1 protein-coding gene is annotated in these 20,053 nt (G+C 76.7%); it reads left to right on the plus strand.

Annotated elements, in window-relative coordinates; translation table 11 throughout:
- The first annotated feature begins 1 nt into the window (after window position 1).
- Window positions 2-20,035, plus strand: a complete 20,034-nt coding sequence (locus ABZ920_RS00275) for a non-ribosomal peptide synthase/polyketide synthase (RefSeq protein WP_361496758.1) — start codon at window positions 2-4, stop codon at window positions 20,033-20,035.
- The last annotated feature ends 18 nt before the right edge of the window (window positions 20,036-20,053 follow it).

Raw genomic sequence — 20,053 nt, forward strand, 5'->3', positions numbered from 1 at the left:
CATGACGTCTTCGAAGCGAGACCGCGCCGAAGCCCTGCCCCGGGACCTGCAGGAGGCGCTGCGCCGCCGGCTGGCCGGACGCGCCGCCGCCGCGGCGGGCGCCGCCCCCGCACCGGGCATCCCGCCGGCCGACCGCACCCGGCCCCTGCCGCTGTCCTTCGCCCAGCAGCGCCTGTGGTTCCTGGACCGGCTGCGCCCCGGCGACCCCCGCTACAACAGCGCGGTGGCGCTGCGGCTCACCGGGACGCTGGACCGCGACGCGCTCGCCCGCGCGCTGACCGCCGTCGTCGAGCGCCACGAGGCGCTGCGCACCGTCTTCGACGAGGCCGACGGCCGGCCGGTGCAGACGGTGCGGCCGGCCGGTCCCGTGCCGCTGCCCGTGCGCGAGGTGGCCGCGCCGTCCGGGACCGCCGACGCGGCGGCCGCCCTGGAGGCGGCGCTGCTGGAGGAGTACTCCCGCCCGTTCGACCTGAACACCGGTCCGCTGCTGCGCGCGTCGCTGCTGCGCGAGTCGGGCACCTCGCACGTGCTGCTGCTGACCGCCCACCACATCGTCACCGACGGCTGGTCGATGGGCGTGCTGCTGGACGAACTGTGCACCGTCTACGACGCGCTGGCCCGCGGTGACCGGCCGCAGCTGCCGCCGGTGGCCGCGCAGTACCCGGACTTCGCGGTGTGGCAGCGCGAGCAGCTGTCCGGGCCCCGGCTGGAGGGCGACCTCGCCCACTGGTCGCGGCGCCTGTCCGGCGCCGTGCCACCGGAACTGCCCCTGGACCGGCCGCGCAGCGGCGAGGAGTCCGGCGCGGGCGCGGTGCACACGTTCACCGTCCCCGCCGGCGTCACCGCCGCGCTGCGCCGGCTCGCGGCCGAGCAGCACACCACGCTCTTCACCGCCCTGGTGGCCGCGACCCAGGCGCTGCTGGCCCGCTGGTCCGGCCAGGACGACATCACGGTCGGCTCCCTGACCCCCGGGCGGACCCGCACGGAGCTGGAACGGGCCGTCGGCTTCTTCGTGAACACCGTCGTGCTGCGCACCCCGGTGGAGGCGTCCCGGTCCTTCCGCGACCTGCTGGCCGCCGCCGCGGACACCGTCAACGACGCCTTCGCGCACGGCGACACCCCCTTCGAACGGCTGGTGGAGGCCGCGGGCGCGACCCGCGAGGCCGGCCGCAACCCCCTGTTCGACGTGATGGTCCTGCTGCACCCGGCCCCGCCCGCGGCGCCCGCACCGCACGGGCTGACCACCTCACCGGTCACGGTGCCCCGCCGGGCGGCCACCTTCGACCTGAGCGTGGAGTTCGTCCCGGACGGCGAGGAGCTGACCGGCCTGCTGGAGTACCGCACCGACCTGTTCGAGGCGGGCACCGCCCGCCGGATGGCGGAGCAGCTGCTGCGGACGCTGGAGGGCGCCGCCGCCGAACCGGACCGGCCGCTCGGCGCGCTGCCGCTGCTGTCGCCGGGGGAGGAGCAGCGGGTGACGCGCGAGTGGAACGCCACCGCCCGCCCCGTTCCCGACACCACCTACCCCGAACTTTTCGAGCGCCAGGTGCGCCGCACCCCGCACGCCACCGCCCTCGTCGCGGGCGGCGACCGCCTGGACTACGCGACGCTCAACGCCCGCGCCAACCGCCTGGCCCACCACCTCATCGCTCTCGGCGCCGGCCCCGAGGCGCTCGTCGCGCTGCGGCTGCCGCGCACCACCGACATGATCGTCGCGATCGTCGCCGTGCTGAAGTCCGGCGCGGGCTACCTCCCGCTCGACCCCGCCCTGCCCGAGGAGCGGGTCCGCTTCCTGCTGGACGACGCCCGCCCGGCCCTGGTGCTCGACGCGGCCGCGCTGCGGGCGGTGCCGGACACCCTGCCGGACACCGACCCCACCGACGCCGACCGGCTCGCCCCGCTGGACCCGGGCAACACGGCCTACGTCATCTACACCTCCGGCTCCACCGGCCGCCCCAAGGGCGTCGCCGTCGCCCACCGCTCCCTCGGCAATCTCCTCGCCGGGCACCGCGAGGGGTTCGTCGCCGACGCGGGCGGCGGCCCCCTGCACGTGGCGCTGACCGCGTCGTTCGCCTTCGACACGTCCCTGGAGGGCGTGCTGCTGATGGCCGACGGCCACCGGCTGCACCTGGTCGACGAGACCACCCGCATGGACGCGGCCGCCCTGGTCGAGTACGTCGTCGAGCACCGCATCGACTTCCTCGACCTCACCCCCTCCTACCTGCGGCAGCTGCTGCCCGCCGGACTGCTCGCCGATCCGCGCCACCGCCCCCGGGTGCTGATGCTCGGCGGCGAGGCGGTCGGCCCGGCGCTGTGGCGGGAGCTGGCCGCCCACCGCGAGGTCGCCGCCTACAACTTCTACGGCCCCACCGAGTGCACCGTGGACGCGCTGGCCTGCCGCATCGAGGGCGGCGGCCGCCCCCTGGTGGGCCGGCCGCTGCCCAACGTACGGGCCTACGTCCTGGACGACCGGCTGCGGCCGGTGCCGCCCGGAGTCGGCGGCGAGCTCTACCTCGCCGGCCCGCAGGTGGCCCGCGGCTACGCCGGCCGTCCCGGCCTGACCGCGGCGCGCTTCGTGGCCGACCCGTTCGGCCCGCCCGGGACCCGCATGTACCGCACGGGCGACCTGGCCCGCTGGACCGCCGGGGGACAGCTGGACTACCTGGGGCGCGCCGACGACCAGGTCAAGGTGCGCGGCCACCGCATCGAGCCCGGGGAGGTCGAGGCGGCCCTGCTGGACCTGCCCGGCCTCGCCGCCGCCGCGGTCGTCGCGGTCGCCGACGCACACGGCCACACCCGGCTGGCCGCCTACGTCGTGCCCGCCGCCGGCGCCGCCCGGCCCGCCTCAGCCGAGCTGCGCGCGGCCCTGCGCCGCACCCTGCCCGACCACATGGTGCCGTCGTCGTTCACCGCGCTCGACGCGCTCCCGCTGACCACCAGCGGCAAACTGGACCGCCGCGCCCTGCCCGCGCCCGACCCGCGCGACGACGAGCGCGCCGGGGAGTTCGTCGCCCCGCGCACTCCCGGCGAGGAGACCCTCGCCCGCATCTGGGCCGACGTGCTGGGCGTGCCCGCCGTGGGCGTCACCGACAACTTCTTCGAGCTGGGCGGCGACTCCATCCTCAGCATCCAGGCCGTCTCCCGCGCCCGCGCCGCCGGACTGCACCTGGGCTCGCAGGACGTCTTCCGCCACCAGACCGTCGCCGACCTGGCCGCGGCCGCCGCACGGCGGACGGCCACGGTCCCCGCGCCCCGGCGGCCGCGCGAGGAGGGTCCGGCCCCGCTGACCCCGGTGCAGGAGTGGTTCTTCGCCACGCACGGCCCCCTGCGGCACTTCAGCATGTCGATGCTGCTCGCCCTGCCGCACGACCTCGACGAGCAGGCGCTGGAGCGGGCCGTGGAGGCCGTGGCCGCCCGGCACCCGGCGCTGCGGACCCGGTTCGCCCGCACGGCCGACGGCTGGCGCCAGCACCCCGGCGAGGGCCCGGCCACCGGACTGCTGACCCGGCACGAGCCGCCCGCCCCGGGCACGGACCCCTCGACCGCCCGGACCGAGGCCGCCGACGCGGCCCGCGCCGCCCTCGACCCGGCCACGGGCGCCCTGTTCCGCGCCGCGCTGCTGCCGGCGGTGCCCGGCGAGCGGCCGCACCTGTTCCTGACGGCCCATCACCTCGCCGTGGACAGCGTGTCCTGGCGCATCCTCCTCGCCGACCTGGAACAGGCCTACCGGCAGGCGGCCGTGGGCGAGCCGGTGGAACCGGAGCCGGAGCTCACGCCGTTCGCCGACTGGGCCGCGCACCTGTCCCGGCGGGTGCGCGCCGGTGACCTGGACGACGACCTGCCGTACTGGACGGCCCGGGCCGCGGCCCCGCGCACCCCGCTGCCGGTGGACCGCCCCGGCACCGCGCTGGCCGGCTCCGTGCGCACCGTCCGCACCCGGGTGGACCGCGCCGTCACCGAGGCGCTGCTGCGCAGGGTGCCGGGCGTCTACCGCACCCAGGTCAACGACGTGCTGCTCAGCGCGCTGGGCCGGGTGCTGGCCGACTGGGCGGGCACCGAGCGGGTCACCGTCGCGCTGGAGGGCCACGGCCGCGAGGACCTCGGCGGAGCGGTCCCCGACGACACCACCGACGTCTCCCGCACCGTGGGCTGGTTCACCACCCAGTACCCCGTCACCCTCACACCCGCCGGCCCGTCCGGGGCCCCCGACTGGGGCGCCACCCTCAAGGCCGTCAAGGAGAGCCTGCGCGGAGTGCCCCGGCGCGGCCTGAGCTACGAGGCCCTGGCCCGCCTCGGCTCTCCCGACCCCGCCGCCCGCGCCCTGCGGGACCTGCCGCTGCCCGAGGTGTGCTTCACCTACCACGGGCAGTGGGAGGCCCCCGGCGGGCGGGACTTCGCCCCGGCCGCCGACGTGCCCGGCCGCGACATGGACCCCGGCGAGCCGCTGGACCACCTCCTCGACGTGTCCGCCGTGGTCGCCGACGGCGAACTCGAGGTCACCTGGCACTACAGCGACCAGGTCCACGACGCGGACACCGTCCGCGGTCTGGCGGACGGCATGGTCCGGGCGCTGGCCGCGATCGCCGACCACTGCGCCCGGCCCGGCGCCGGCGGCCGGACCCCCTCCGACTTCCCGCTGGCCCGCCTGGACCAGGCCGGCGTGGACCGGCTGGCCGGCGACGGCCGGAGCGTGGAGGACCTGCTGCCGCTGACCCCGCTGCAGGAGGGCATGCTCTTCCACCGCCTGGTCGGCGGGCCCGACGACGTCTACGTCGACCAGGCCGCCCTGCTGCTGGAGGGCGTCGCGGACCCGCACGCCCTCGCCGTCGCCTGGCAGCGGGTCGCCGACCGCACGCCCGCACTGCGCACCAGCGTGGTCTGGGAGGACGTCCCCGTTCCGCTCCAGGTCGTGCACCGGAGCGTGCAGGTGCCGGTCACCCACCTCGACTGGCGCGAGACGGACCCGGCGAAGCGCGCCGGGGAGTGGGAGCGGCTGCGCGCCGACGACCTCGCCCGCGGCGTGGACCTCGGCACGGCCCCGCTGATGCGGCTCACCCTGGTCCGGCTGCCCGAGTCGCGGCTGCACGTGCTGTGGACCTCCCACCACCTCATCCTGGACGGCTGGAGCCTGGCCCAGGTGCTCACCGAGGTGTTCGAGGAGTACGCCGCCCTCACCGCCGGCAACGAGTCCCGCCCGCCCGCGCGCCGCCCCTTCGGCGACTACGTGCGCTGGCTGGCCGGCCAGGACGCCGAGGCCGCCCACGCGCACTGGCGCGACGTCCTCGGCGGCTTCGCCACGCCGACCCCGCTGCCCGCCGACCGTCCCCTGCGCGACACCCACGACGCCCGCTCCGCCGGCGTCCACACCGCCGCCCTGTCCGGCGCGGTCTCCGCACGGCTGGCGCGCACCGCGCGCAGGGCCGGGCTGACCCCGAGCACCCTGGTGCAGGGCGCCTGGGCGCTGCTGCTGGCCCGCTGCAGCGGCGAGCCGGACGTCGTGTTCGGGACCACCGTCTCCGGACGCCCCGACGACCTGCCCGGCGCCGAGTCGATGGTCGGCATGTTCATCAACACCCTGCCCACCCGGGTGCGGGTGGACGGCCACCGCACGGCCACCGCCTGGCTGCGGGACCTGCAGCAGGCCCAGGCCGAGGCCCGCTGCTTCGCCGCGGTCTCCCTCGCCGAGCTGACGGGCCTGAGCGACGTCCCGTCGGGCACCCCGCTGTTCCAGAGCATGGTCGCCTTCGAGAACTACCCCTTCGACGAGGCCCGCACGGCCACGTCCGGCCTGCGCCTGGTGGACGTCGCCTCCCGGGACGCCACCAACTACCCGCTCGTCCTGCGGGCCTACCAGGGCGAGCACCTCGGCTTCGACCTCGCCTACGACCCCGCGCTGTTCGACGCCGCGACGGTGCGGACGCTCGCCGACCGGCTGTGCCTGCTGCTCACCGAACTCGCCGCCGACCCGGACCGCCCGCTGCGCGCCCTGCCCTGGACGACGGCCGCGGAACGGCGGCGCGTGCTCACCGAGTGGAACGGCACCGAGGAGGGCCGGCCCGAGGACACCCTGGTGGACCTGTTCGAGGCCCAGGCCGCCCGCAGACCCGGCGCCGTCGCCGTCACCTGCGGCGGGGACAGCCTCGACTACGCCGGCCTCGACGCGCGGGCCGGCCGGCTCGCCCACCGCCTGGCCGAACTCGGCGCCGGGCCCGAGCGGTTCGTGGCCCTCGCCCTGCCGCGCTCCACCGAACTGGTGGTGGCGGTCCTGGCCGTGCTGAAGACGGGCGCCGCCTACCTGCCCGTCGACCCGAACTCGCCCGCCGAACGCATCACCGGGCTCCTCAGGGACGCCGCACCGGTGACCCTGGTGACGACCGCGCAGACCTCCGCGCGCCTGGCGGACGCCCCCGTGCCGCTGCTGCTGCTGGACGACCCGGAGGTCCGCTCCGACCTCGCGGCCCGTCCGGCCGGACCGGAGGCCGCCCGCCGTCCGCTGCCCGAGAGCCCGGCCTACGCCATCTACACGTCCGGTTCCACCGGCCGCCCCAAGGGTGTGGTGGTCCCGCACGCCAACGTGGTGCGGCTGTTCACCCGCACCCGCCCCTGGTTCGGCTTCGACGAGCACGACGTGTGGACCCTGTTCCACTCCTACGCGTTCGACTTCTCCGTGTGGGAGCTGTGGGGCCCGCTGCTGTACGGCGGCCGGCTCGTCGTCGTCCCCGACGACACCGTCCGCTCGCCCGAGGACTTCCTGCGCCTGCTGGCCGACGAGCGCGTCACCGTCCTGAACCAGACGCCCTCGGCGTTCTACCCGCTGGCCCGCGCCGACGCCGAACACCCCGACGTGAGCGCACGGCTGGCCCTGCGCACGGTGGTCTTCGGGGGCGAGGCACTGGACGTCGAACGGCTCGCCGGCTGGTACGACCGCCACCCGGACACCGCGCCGCGCCTGGTGAACATGTACGGCATCACCGAGACCACCGTGCACGTCACCTACGCCCCCCTCGACCGCACGACCACCCGCGCCGGCTCGGGCAGCCCCATCGGCACCGGCATACCCGACCTGCGGGTGTACGTCCTCGACGACACCCTCTCGCCCCAGCCGCCCGGCGCCGTCGGCGAGATGTACGTGGCGGGGGAGGGCCTGGCCCGCGGCTACCTCAACCGGCCCGGCCTGACCGCGACCCGGTTCGTGGCCGACCCGTTCGGGCGGCCCGGCAGCCGGATGTACCGCACCGGCGACCGGGCCCGTCGGCGCGCCGACGGCACGCTGGAGTACCTGGGCCGCGCCGACCAGCAGGTGAAGATCCGCGGTTACCGCATCGAGCCCGGCGAGATCGAGGCCGCCCTGCACACCCACCCGGGCGTGAGCGCGGCCGCCGTGGGCGTGCACGAGGACGCCTCCGGCACCCGCCGCCTGGTCGCCCACGTCGTCGGCTCCGGCGGCGGGGCGCACCCCGCCGCCCCGCCCTCGGCCGCCGATCTGCGCGCCCACCTGGAGCGCCTGCTGCCCGCGCACATGGTGCCCGCCGCCTACGTGCCGATGGCCGAACTGCCCCTGACCGTCAACGGCAAGCTCGACCGGCGCGCCCTGCCCGCGCCCGGCCCGGAGGGCTTCGCCACCGGCACCGACCGCACCCCGCCGCGCACCCCCGCCGAGCGTCTCGTCGCCGCCGCCTGGGCCGACGTCCTCGGCACCGCGCAGGTCGGCGCCGACGACGACTTCTTCGCCCTGGGCGGTGACTCCATCCTCGCGGTCCGCGTCACCTCCCGGCTGCGGGCCTCGTTCGGCACGGACGTCTCGCCGCGGATGCTCTTCACCCACCCGAGGCTGTCCGCCCTCGCCGCCGCCCTGGGCGAGCCGCCCGCCGGCCGCGCCGCCCCGGCCGACGTCATCCCGGCCGCCGACCCGGACACGGCGCCGCCGCTGTCGTACGCCCAGCAGCGCCTGTGGTTCCTGGACCGCTTCGAGCCGGGAAGCACCGAGTACACGACGCTGTCGGTGCTGCGCCTGCGCGGACGGCTCGACGAGGCCGCCCTGCGCCGCGCCCTGGACGCACTGGTCGCCCGGCACGAGACGCTGCGGACCACCTTCGCCGAGGAGGACGGCCGCGCCCGGCAGGTCGTCCACCCGCCCGCGCCGGTGGAACTGGACGCGGACGACCTCACCGGCGCCGCCGACCCGGAGGCGGCCCTGGACGCGCTGCTCGAACGCGAGGCCGCCACCCCCTTCGACCTGACGGCCGGGCCGCTGCTGCGCGCCCGGCTGGCGCGGACGGCCGACGACGAGCACGTCCTCGTCCTGGCCGTCCACCACATCGCCACCGACGGCTGGTCCGTCGCCGTCCTCGGCCGCGACCTCGGCGAGCTGTACGCCGCGGCACGCCAGGACCGTGCCCCCGTCCTGCCGGACCTGCCGGTGCGCTACGCCGACTACGCCGCCTGGCAGCGCTCCCGCGGCGACCGCACCGAGCAGCAGCTCGCCCACTGGCTGCGGACGCTTGACGGCCTGGCCCCGCTGGAACTGCCCACCGACCGGCCGCGCCCGGCCGTGCGCAGCCGCGACGGGGCCCTGGTGACCTTCCACCTGCCCTCGGCACTGACCGACCGGCTGCGCGAGACCGGCCGCGCGGCGGACGCCACCCTGTACATGACCCTGCTGACGGCGTGCCAGGTCCTCCTCGCCCGCTGGGCCGGCCAGGAGGACATAGCCGTCGGCACGGTCACCGCGGGCCGGGAGCGGCCCGAACTCCACGACCTGGTCGGCATGTTCGTCAACACGCTGGTCCTGCGCGGACGCGTCCGCCCCGACCGGTCCTTCCGGGACCTGCTGACCGAGACCCGCGGCACCGTCCTGGACGCCTTCGCCCACCAGGACGTGCCCTTCGAGCGCGTCGTCGACGCCCTCCAGCCCGAACGGGACACCAGCCGCACCCCGCTGTTCCAGGTCTTGGTCGCGCTGCACAACCTGGGCGCCGAGACGCCCCGCCTGCCCGGCCTCGACGTCGAGCCGGTCACACCGCCGGTCCGCAACGCCACCTTCGACCTCGCCTTCGACTTCGTGGAACACGACGGCGGGCTCACCGGGCACCTGGAGTACAGCACCGCCCTGTTCGAGGCGGACACCGCCGAGCGCCTGGCGGCACGGCTGCGGCTGCTGCTCGAGGCCGCCGCCGACGCCCCGGAGCGGGAGGTCGGCGCACTGCCGCTGATGACCGCCGCCGAGCGGCAGCAGGTCCTGCACGACTGGCAGGGCGCCGTCCTGCCCGTCGCGGACGCCACCTTCCCCGACCTGTTCGAGGCCCAGGCGGCGCGCACCCCGCACGAGACGGCCCTGGTCGCCCAGGACGCCGCCCTCGACTACGCCGCCCTCAACCGGCGGGCCAACCGGCTCGCCCACCACCTCGTCGCCCGGGGCGCCGCCCCGGAACGGCTCGTCGCCGTCCGCCTGCCGCGCACCACGGACCTGCTGGTGGCACTCCTCGGCGTGCTCAAGGCGGGCGCCGCCCTGCTCTGCGTCGACCCGGACCTGCCGGAGGAACGCGCCGCGTTCCTCCTCGCCGACGCCGCGCCGCACATCGTCCTGACCCCCGGCGCACTGCGCGAGGTGCCGTGGGACCGGCTGCCCGACCACGACCCCACCGACGCCGACCGGCTCCGGCCGCTGCTGCCGCAGCACACCGCGTACGTCGTCTACACCTCCGGCTCCACCGGCCGGCCCAAGGGCGTCGCCGTGGAGCACCGCCACCTGGTCAACCTCTGCCACGACCACCGCGAGGGGCTCGTCGCGCCCCACACCGCGGACGGAGGGCGGCTGCGCGCCGCGCTCAGCGCCTCCTTCTCCTTCGACACCTCCTGGGAGGGACCGCTGCTGCTCGCCCTCGGCCAGGAGGTCCACCTCGTCGACGAGGACGTGCGCCTGGACCCGGAGGCGTTCTGCGCGCAGGTCGCCGAGCGGCGGCTGGACCTGGTCAACGTCACCCCGTCCTTCCTGCGGGAACTCACCGCCGCCGGACTCCTGGCCCCCGGCCGCCACCGTCCGCGGCTGCTGCTCGTCGGAGGCGAGGCCGTCGGCCCCGACGCCTGGCGGGAGCTGTGCGCCGCGCAGGACCTCGGGGTGACCGCGTACAACATGTACGGGCCGACCGAATGCACCGTCGACGCGGTCTACGGCCGCTGCGCCGACGGTGCGGACCGCCCGGTCATCGGCCGTCCCGGCCGCAACCTGCGCGCCTACGTCCTCGACGGCGCGCTGCGGCCGGTGCCGCCCGGCGTGCCCGGCGAGCTGTACCTGGGCGGGGCGCAGGTCGCCCGCGGCTACCTCAACCGGCCCGGGCTGACCGCGTCCCGCTTCCTGCCCGACCCGTTCGGGGCGCCGGGTGCGCGCATGTACCGCACCGGCGACCGCGCCCGCTGGGACGCCCGGGGTCTGCTGGAGTTCCTGGGCCGGGCCGACGACCAGGTCAAGATCCGCGGGTTCCGCATCGAACCCGGTGAGGTGGAGGCCGCCCTCCTCGGCCACCCCGACGTCGCCGAGGCCGCGGTGGCCGCGCGCGAGCACGCCGGCCGCACGATGCTCGTCGGCTACGTGGTGCCCGCGGGCGACCGCGTCCCGCCGGCCGAGGAACTGCGGGTCCGCCTGCGCGCCGCACTGCCCGACCACATGGTGCCCGCCGCCTTCGTGCCGCTGGAGCGCATCCCGCGCACCACCAGCGGCAAGACCGACCGCCGCGCCCTGCCCGCGCCGCCCGCGCAGCCCGAGCGCACGACCGCCTACGTGGCGCCCCGGCCCGGCACCGAGGAGCGGCTGGCCGCCGTCTGGGCCGAGGTGCTGGGCGTCGAACGGGTGGGCGCGCGGGACAACTTCTTCGCCCTGGGCGGCGACTCGATCCTGAGCATCCAGATCGCCTCCCGCGCCCGCCAGGCCGGACTCGCCCTCACCACCAAGGACGTCTTCCGCCACCAGACCGTCGCCGAGCTGGCCCTGTGCGTCACGGACGCCGCACCCCGCGCGGAGGCCGGCGACGCCCCGCCGCCCGAGGCGCCGCTCACCCCGATCCAGCAGTGGTACCTCGACGGCCGCCGCCCCGGCGACGCGCTGCGCTTCACCATGACCCAGCGCCTGGAACTGGCCCCCGGCACCGACCCGTCCGCCCTGCACCGGGCGGTCGACGCCCTCGTGCACCACCACCCGGCGCTGCGCACCCGGTTCCGGCGCACCGCACAGGGATGGCGCCAGGAGGTCCTGCCCGAGGCGCCCGACGCGGTGTTCACCCGGCACGACGTCGCGGCGCTGGACGCCGCGGACCTGGAAGCGGAGGTGCAGCGCACGACGGACGCCGCACAGGCCGCGCTCGACCCGGCCGCGGGCCGGGTCGTGCGGGCGCTGCTCTTCGAGACCGGCCCCGGCCGCTCGCCCCAACTGGTGCTCACCGTCCACCACCTGGCCGTGGACGGCGTCTCCTGGCGTATCCTGCTCGCCGACCTCGACACCGCCCACCGGGCCGCCCGAGCGGGCCGCCCCGTCGACCTGCCCCCGGCCTCCACCGCCTACGGAACCTGGGCCGCCCGGCTCGCCGAACACACCCGCTCCGGCGCCTTCGACGCGGATCTGGAGTACTGGACGCGCACCGGCGCGGCCCCGGCCGGCCTGCCGCCCGGACGCGTCGGACCCAACACCCACGGCACCGCCGCCACCGTCACCGCGGCACTGGAGCCGGAGGTGACCGAGGCCCTGCTGCGCCAGGTGCCCGACGTCTACCGCACCCAGGTCAACGACGTCCTCCTCAGCGCCCTGGGCCACACCCTGGCCCGCTGGTGCGGACGCGACACCGTACTGGTCGGCGTCGAGGGACACGGCCGCGAGGACCTCTTCGACGACGTGGACCTGTCCCGGACCGTCGGCTGGTTCACCGCCGAGTTCCCCCTCGCCCTGAGCGTCAGCCCCGGCGCCGGCTGGCACGACACCCTCCGCTCGGTCAAGGAGCAGCTGCGCGCGGTCCCGCTGCGCGGCCTCGGCCACGGGGCGCTGCGCCACCTGCGGCCCGGCAGCCCCCTCGCCGGCGCCGCCGCCCCCCAGGTCGGGTTCAACTACCACGGGCAGTGGGACGCCGGCACCGGCGGGGACCGCCAGGGCGGCCTGTACCGCGCGGCCCTGCCCCCGGCCGGCCGCGACACCGACCCGGACGAGACGCGCCCCTACCTGCTCGACATCACCGGCGTCGTGCAGGACGGCCGGCTCGAACTGGGCTGGACCTACCCGGCCGCCGTCTACGACGAGGCAACCGTGCGCCGGCTGGCCGACGACATGTGCGAGGCGCTGCGCGCGATCGTGGCGCACTGCGCCCGCCCGGACGCCGGCGGACGCACCCCGTCGGACTTCCCGCTCGCCGGCCTGCCCCAGGAGCCCCTGGACCGGCTGGTCGGCGACGGGCGGCAGGCCGAGGACGTCCTCCCGCTCACCCCCCTGCAGTCCGGCATGCTCTTCCACGGACTCGTCGACACCGAGGGCGCCTACTTCGACCGCACGGCGGTACGGCTGTCCGGGATCGCCGACCCGGACGCCTTCGCCACCGCCTGGCAGCAGGTCGCCGACCGCACCCCGGCGCTGCGCACCAGCGTCCACTGGAAGGCCCTGCCGCACCCGGTCCAGGTGGTCCACCGGCGTGCGGAGCTGCCCGTCACCCACCTGGACTGGCGCCGGCTGACGCCCGACGAGCGGGAGGAGCGGATCGAGCGGCTGCTCGCCGAGGACCGCGCGGCGGGCATGGACCTGACCACGGCCCCGCTCACCCGCATCACCCTGGCCGCCCTGCCCGGCGACGAGGTGCTGCTGCTGTGGTCCACCCACCACCTCGTCCTGGACGGCTGGAGCACCGGGCAGCTGCTCACCGAGGTCTGCGAGCGGTACGCGGCGCTGACCGGCGGTCCCGACGCCCCCGCCCCGGTACGGCGGCCGTTCGCCGACTTCCTGCGCTGGCTGCGCGACCAGGACGAGGAGGAGGCCGAACGCCACTGGGCCGACGCCCTCGCCGGCTTCACCGCGCGCACCCCGCTGCCGTACGACCGCACGCCCGCCGAGGCGCACCGCGCCCGCTCCGCGGCGGCCGTCCACCAAGAGCTGGACGAGACCACCACCCGGCGGCTGCGGGAGACGGCCGCCCGCTGCGGACTGACCGTCAACACCCTGGTGCAGGGCGCCTGGGCACTCCTCCTGGCCCGCTACAGCGGCCGCCGGGACGTGGTGTTCGGCACCACCGTCTCCGGCCGCCCCGCCGAACTGCCCGGCGTGGACGCCATGATCGGCATGTTCATCAACACCGTGCCGGCCCGGGTCCGCGTCCCCGTCGGCCCGGTCCTGCCCTGGCTGCGGGAGCTGCAGGAGCGGCAGAGCGACGCCCGCCGCTTCGACTTCCTCGCCCTGCCCCGCATCCAGGCCCTCAGCGACGTCCCGGCCGGCGAGGCGCTGTTCGACAGCATGGTCGTGTTCGAGAACTACCCCGTCGACGCGTCGGCCACCGCCCGCACCGGCGTGGGCGTGGAGGAGGTGCGCGCCGACGACGCCACCACCTTCCCGTGGTGCCTGCGCGCCCACCTGACCGACCGGCTCGGCTTCGACCTCGCCTACGACGCGGCGCTGTTCGACCGCGCCACCGCCGAGCGGGCCGCGGCCCGGCTGGCCGTCGCGCTCACCGCCCTGGCCGACGGCGCCGACGGCGCCGACGGCGACATCGACGCCCTGGACCTGCTCACCGGCGCGGACCGCGAGGTGCTCCAGCGGTGGAACACCACCGCCCGGCAGGCGGCCCCGCGCAGCCCGGTCGACCTGTTCACCGCGCAGGCCCACCGCACCCCGGACGCGGTCGCCCTGCGCGACGGCGACCGGGAGCTGACCTACCGCGAACTCGCCGACTGGTCCGACCGCGTGGCGGCCCGGCTGCTCGCCGGCGGCCTGGCGGCCGAGGAGCGGGTGGCGCTGCTGATGGACCGCTCCGCCGAACTCGTCGTCGCCCAGCTCGGGGTCCTCAAGGCGGGCGGCGCCTACCTGCCCGTCGACACCCGCGCCCCCGAGGAACGGCGCGGCGCCCTGCTCGCCCAGGCGCGGGCCGAGGTCCGGCTCACCGCCGGCGACGTCGCCGCCGCCCGCGCCGCGTCCGCCCAGGACGCCCCGGCCGCGCCGCCCGCCGACCCCGACCGGCTCGCCTACGTGATGTTCACCTCCGGCTCCACCGGGCAGCCCAAGGCGGTGGCCGTGCGGCACCGCGACGTCGCCTCGCTGGCCACCGACAGCCGGTTCACCGGCGGGGTGTGCGACCGGGTGCTGCTGCACTCCCCGGTGGCCTTCGACGCCGCCACGTTCGAGGTGTGGGCGCCGCTGCTCAACGGCGGCTGCGTGATCGTCTCCCCCCGGGAGACGGTGGACGCGGCACTGCTGCGGCGGCTCGCCGGCGACGGCGGCCCGACGGCGCTGTGGCTGACCGCGGGCCTGTTCCGGCTGCTGGCGCAGGACGCGCCGGACTGCTTCAGGGGCCTGCGCCAGGTGTGGACCGGTGGCGACGTGGTACCGGCCGCCGCCGTCCGCCGGGTGCTGGCCGCCTGCCCCGGCCTGAGTGTCGTGGACGGCTACGGCCCGACCGAGACCACGACCTTCGCCACGTCGCTGGCCCTCACGGACGCGGCGGCCGTGCCCGGCACCGTACCCATCGGCCACCCCCTGGACGACAAGCGCGTCCACGTGCTCGACAGCCGGCTGCGGCCCGTCCCGCCGGGCTGCGCGGGCGAGCTGTTCGTGGCAGGCGAGGGCGTGGCCCGCGGCTACCTGGGCCGCCCCGGCGACACCGCGGCCAGGTTCCTCGCCGATCCGTTCGGGCCGCCCGGCGCCCGCATGTACCGCACCGGGGACCTGGCCCGGCGCCGCCCCGACGGCACGGTGGAGTTCCTCGGCCGCGCGGACGACCAGGTCAAGATCCGCGGCTTCCGGGTGGAGCCCGGCGAGGTGGAGGCCGCCCTCGCGGCGCACCCGGGCGTCGTGGACGTGGCCGTGCTGGCCCGCGAGGACCGCCCCGGCACGCGCACCCTGGTGGCCTACCTCGTGGGCCCGGCCGGTGACGACCTCGACGACGTACGCGCCTTCGCCCGCCGCGCGCTGCCCGACTACCTCGTCCCCTCCGCGTTCGTGCCGCTGCCGGCGCTGCCGCTCAGCGGCAACGGCAAGGTCGACCGGGCCGCGCTGCCGGCGCCGGAGACGGAACCCGCCGGGCGCGGTACCCGGGTCGCCCACCGGAACGAGACCGAACGGCTCACCGCCGACGTCTTCGCCCGGGTCCTCGGCGTGGACCCGCCCGGCGTGGAGGACGACTTCTTCCAGCTGGGCGGCGACTCCCTGCTCAGCATCCGCCTCGCCTCCCGCCTGACCGAGGTGTTCGGCACCGACCTGTCGCCCCGGGAGGTGTTCACCCACCCCACGCCGGCCGCCCTCGCCCGGCTGCTCGACGAGCACCGCGCCGCCGGCACGGGCCGCCCCGCCATCGTCCCGGTGCCCCGGGACACGCCGGCGCCCATGTCGTACGCCCAGCAACGCCTGTTCTTCCTGGAGGAGTTCGCACCCGGCGGCAGCGAGTACATCACCGCGCTCGCCCTGCGCCTGCGCGGGACGCTCGACACCGGCGCCCTCGCCTCGGCCCTGCACGCCCTGGTGGCCCGGCACGAGTCCCTGCGCACCACCTTCGACACCGCCGACGGCCACGGCGTGCAGATCGTCCACCCGCCGCAGCCCGTGCCCCTGCCGCTGCACGACCTGTCCCCGCTGCCGCCGAAGGAACGCGAGCCGCGGCTGCGGGACCTGCTCGCCGAGGAGCGCACCCGCCCCTTCGACCTGCGTGTGGGCCCGCTGCTCCGCGCCGGCCTGGTGCGTCTGGCGGACGACGACCACGTACTGACCCTCACGCTCCACCACATCGTCACCGACGGCTGGTCCACGTCCGTGCTCACCGGCGACCTGGCCCACCTCTACCGGCTGGAACTGGGCGCCGCGACCGGGCCGCTGCCGCCCCTGCCGGTGCAGTACGCCGACTACGCCCACTGGCAGCGCACCGAGGGCGCCACCGGGGCCGACGCCCAACTCGCCTACTGGAAGGAGCAACTGGCGGGCACCCAGCCGCTGGAGCTGCCCACCGACCGGCCCCGCCCGGCGGTGCGCACCAGCAACGGCGCGACCACCCGCCTGGTCCTGCCGCCCCGGACCGCCCGCCGTCTGACCCAGGCCGGCCGGGAGCGGGGGGCCACCCTGTTCACCACGCTCGCCGCCGCCGCCCAGGCCTTCCTCGCCCGCCTGTCCGGCGCGGGGGACGTCGCCGTCGGCACCGTCACCGCCGGCCGCGACCGGGCCGAGACCCGCGACCTCGTCGGGTTCTTCGTCAACACCCTGGTGCTGCGCTCCCGGGTCGAGACGGAGCGGCCCTTCGGCGACTTCCTCGCCGACGTACGGCAGACCGTGCTCGACGCCTTCGCCCACCAGGACGTGCCGTTCGAACGGGTGGTGGACGAGGTGCAGGCGGTGCGCGACACCAGCCGCACCCCGCTGTTCCAGGTCATGGTCGTCCTGCAGAACACCCCGGCGGCCGGCCTCGACCTGCCCGGCCTCGACGTCGAGGACGTCGAACCGGACCTCCAGCAGGCGGCGTTCGACCTCACCCTGGAGTTCGCCGAGACGGACTCCGGAGCCCTGCACGGCCTGCTCACCTACAACACCGACCTGTTCGACGCGACCACCGCCGAGCGGCTGGCCGGTCAGCTCCGGACCCTGCTCACCGCCGTCGCCGAGAACCCGGACCGCACGGTGGGGGCGCTGCCGCTGGCCTCCGACGAGGAGCTGAAGGCCCTGCTGGACCAGGGACGCGGCACCTTCCCGCCGGTGCCCCCGGCGACCCTGCCGGAACTGTTCGAACGGCAGGCGGCCCGCACCCCCGACGCGGTCGCGCTGGCCGACGCCACCCGCGAACTGACGTACGCGGAGGCCGACCGGGCGGCCAACCGGCTGGCCCACCACCTGATCGGGCGCGGCGTCGGCCCCGAGCGCATCGTCGCCCTGTCCCTGCCCCGGGCCGTGGAGACGGTGGTGGCGCAGCTCGCCGTCACCAAGGCCGGCGGCTGCTTCCTGCCGGTCGACCCGGCCTACCCCGAGCAGCGGCGGGAGTTCATGGTCCGCGACGCGGGGGCGTGGCTCGTCCTGGACGACCCCGAATCCGTGTGGACGGCCGGCGGGCCGGACACCGCGCCCACGGACGCGGACCGCGCCACCGCACTCGGCCCGGACCACCCCGCCTACGTCATCTACACCTCCGGCTCCACCGGCACCCCCAAGGGCGTGGTCGTCAGCCACCGCGGTCTGGCCTCCTTCGCCGCGGCGGCCGCCGAGCAGTACGCCGCCGGCCCCGGCGACCGGGTGCTGCAGTTCGCCTCGCCCAGCTTCGACGCCTCCGTCCTGGAGCTGTGCGTCTCCCTGCTCACCGGAGCCACCCTCGTCACCGGGGAGGAGGGGCCCCTGGTCGGCGAGCGGCTGGCCGAGGTGCTCGCCGAGCGGCGCATCAGCCACACGCTCATTCCCCCCGCGGCGCTGGCCACCGTGCCGCCCGGCACGGCCGGCGCGCTGCCGGACCTGCGCACACTGATCGTCGGCGCCGAGGCGTGCCCGGCCGACCTGGTCGAGAAGTGGGCGCCCGGCCGCCGGATGGTCAACTCCTACGGGCCCACCGAGGCCACCGTGGTCGCCACCTGGACCGGCCCCCTGGCACCCGGCCCGGAGGCGCCGCCGATCGGCCGCCCCTCCGGCGCCACCCGCGTCCACGTCCTCGACGCCGCCCTGCGCCCGGTCCCGCCGGGGGTGACCGGCGAACTGTATGTGGCGGGCCCCGGAGTCGCCCGCGGCTACCTGCACCGCCCCGGCCTGACCGCCCGCCGGTTCGTCGCCGACCCGTTCGGCGCGCCGGGGGAGCGGATGTACCGCACCGGTGACCTGGTGCGCTGGGACGCCGACGGGCAGCTGCGCTTCGCCGGGCGCGCCGACGACCAGGTCAAGCTGCGCGGCTTCCGGATCGAGCCGGGCGAGATCGAGAGCGCGCTGCGCCGCAGCCCGCGGGTGCGGGACGCCGCGGTCGTGGTCCGCACCGACGGCCCGGCAGCGGAGCCGGGCACCGCGGCCGCCCGGCTCGTGGCCTACGTGGTCCCCGAGCCCGGTGCCGCCCAACCGGAGCCGGCCGGGCACGGGCCCGCCCCGATCGCCGTGACGGAGCTGCGCGAGCACCTGGCCGGGCTGCTGCCCCCGCACATGATCCCGTCGGTGTTCGTACCGCTGGAGCGGCTCCCGCTCACCCCGAACGGGAAGACCGACCGGCGGGCCCTGCCCGAGCCCGGCCCCGCGCAGACCGCCGCCGGACCGCGCACCGCGCCGCGCACCGACACCGAGCGCCGCATCGCCCGCATCTGGGCCGACGTCCTGGGAGTGGAGGAGGTCGGCGCCGACGACAACTTCTTCCACCTCGGCGGGGACTCCATCCTCAGCATGCAGGTCGTCTCCAGGCTCCGCCGGGACGGACTGCACCTGGCCACCCGGGACCTGTTCACCCACCAGACCGTCGCCGAACTGGCCACCGCCGTCCGCGAGATGCCGCAGCACACGGGCGAGGGACCGGTGACCGGAGAGGTCCCGCTCACCCCCATCCAGGAGTGGTTCCTCACCACCCCGCGCGCCGCCCACCACCACTTCAACCAGTCCGTCCTCCTCGAACTCGCCGCGGTCCCGGACACCGACGCCCTGCGCACCGCGCTCGCCGCCCTCATGGAGCACCACGACGCCCTGCGCATGCGCTTCACCGAGGACGCCGGCGGCTGGCACCAGTTCAACCCGCCACCGGCCGGGTCCTGCGACGTCCTCGTCGCCCACGACCTGGCGGGACTGACCCCGGAGGAGGCCGACGCGGCCATGGAGGAGGCCGCCGACCGCCTGCACGCCGGCTTCGACCTCGCGCGCGGCCCGCTGCTGCGGGCGGCCCTGTTCACCGGCGACCCGGACCGGCCCGCCCACCTCCTGCTGGTCGCCCACCACCTCGTCGTCGACGCCGTGTCCTGGCGGATCCTGCGCGACGACCTGGAGGCGGCGTACCGGCAGGCCCGCCAGGCCGGCCCCGTCACCCTGGGGGAGCGCAGCACCTCCTTCCGGGACTGGGCCCGCCGCCTCGCCGCACACGTCGCCGACGGCGGCCTGGACCACGAACTGGCCTACTGGGAGCAGGCGGTGACCGCCGAGCCGCTGCCCGCCACCCCCGCGGCGCCCGACGCGGCCCGGACCGGGGCGCTGACCGTGGAACTCGACGAGGAGGACACCACGGCCCTGCTGCGCGCCGCGCCGACGGCCTACCGCACCCGCGTCAACGACGTCCTGCTGGCCGCCCTCGCCCTGGCCCTGTCCCGCTGGACCGGACACGACCGGGTGCGCCTCGACCTCGAGGGGCACGGCCGCGAGGACGTGCTCGACGGAGTCGACCTCTCCCGCACGGTCGGCTGGTTCACCACCGTCCACCCGGTCGCCCTCCAGGTGCCCGACCCGGACGACCTCGGCCCGGCACGCGACTGGCGGTCCCTGGTGAAGTCGGTGCGCCGCCAGCTGCGCGCGGTGCCCGGCAACGGCCTGGGATTCGGCGCCCTGCGCACCTTCGGCCCGCCCGAGGTCCGCGAGCGTCTCGGCGCGGCGGCGCACGGACAGGTGGTGTTCAACTACCTCGGCCAGTGGGACGCCCGCCCGGAGACCTCCGACGACGGCCTGGTGCGCGCCGAGCACGGCTCGTTCGGCCGGGACCACGACCCCCGGGACGGAGGCTCGCACCTGCTGGAGGTGGTCGGCGCGGTGCAGAACGGCCGCCTCGCCTTCACCTGGCACCACCGCCCCGGCGTGCACGACACGGAGACCGTGCGCCGCGTCGCCGGCGAGTTCGCCGAGGCCCTGCGGCACATCGCCCGGCACGCCCGGGGAAGCCTGTGACGCTCTCCCGTCCCGGCG

Origin of the sequence: Streptomyces sp. NPDC046831 (genome assembly GCF_040645305.1) — a bacterium.
Classification (GTDB): Bacteria; Actinomycetota; Actinomycetes; order Streptomycetales; family Streptomycetaceae; genus Streptomyces.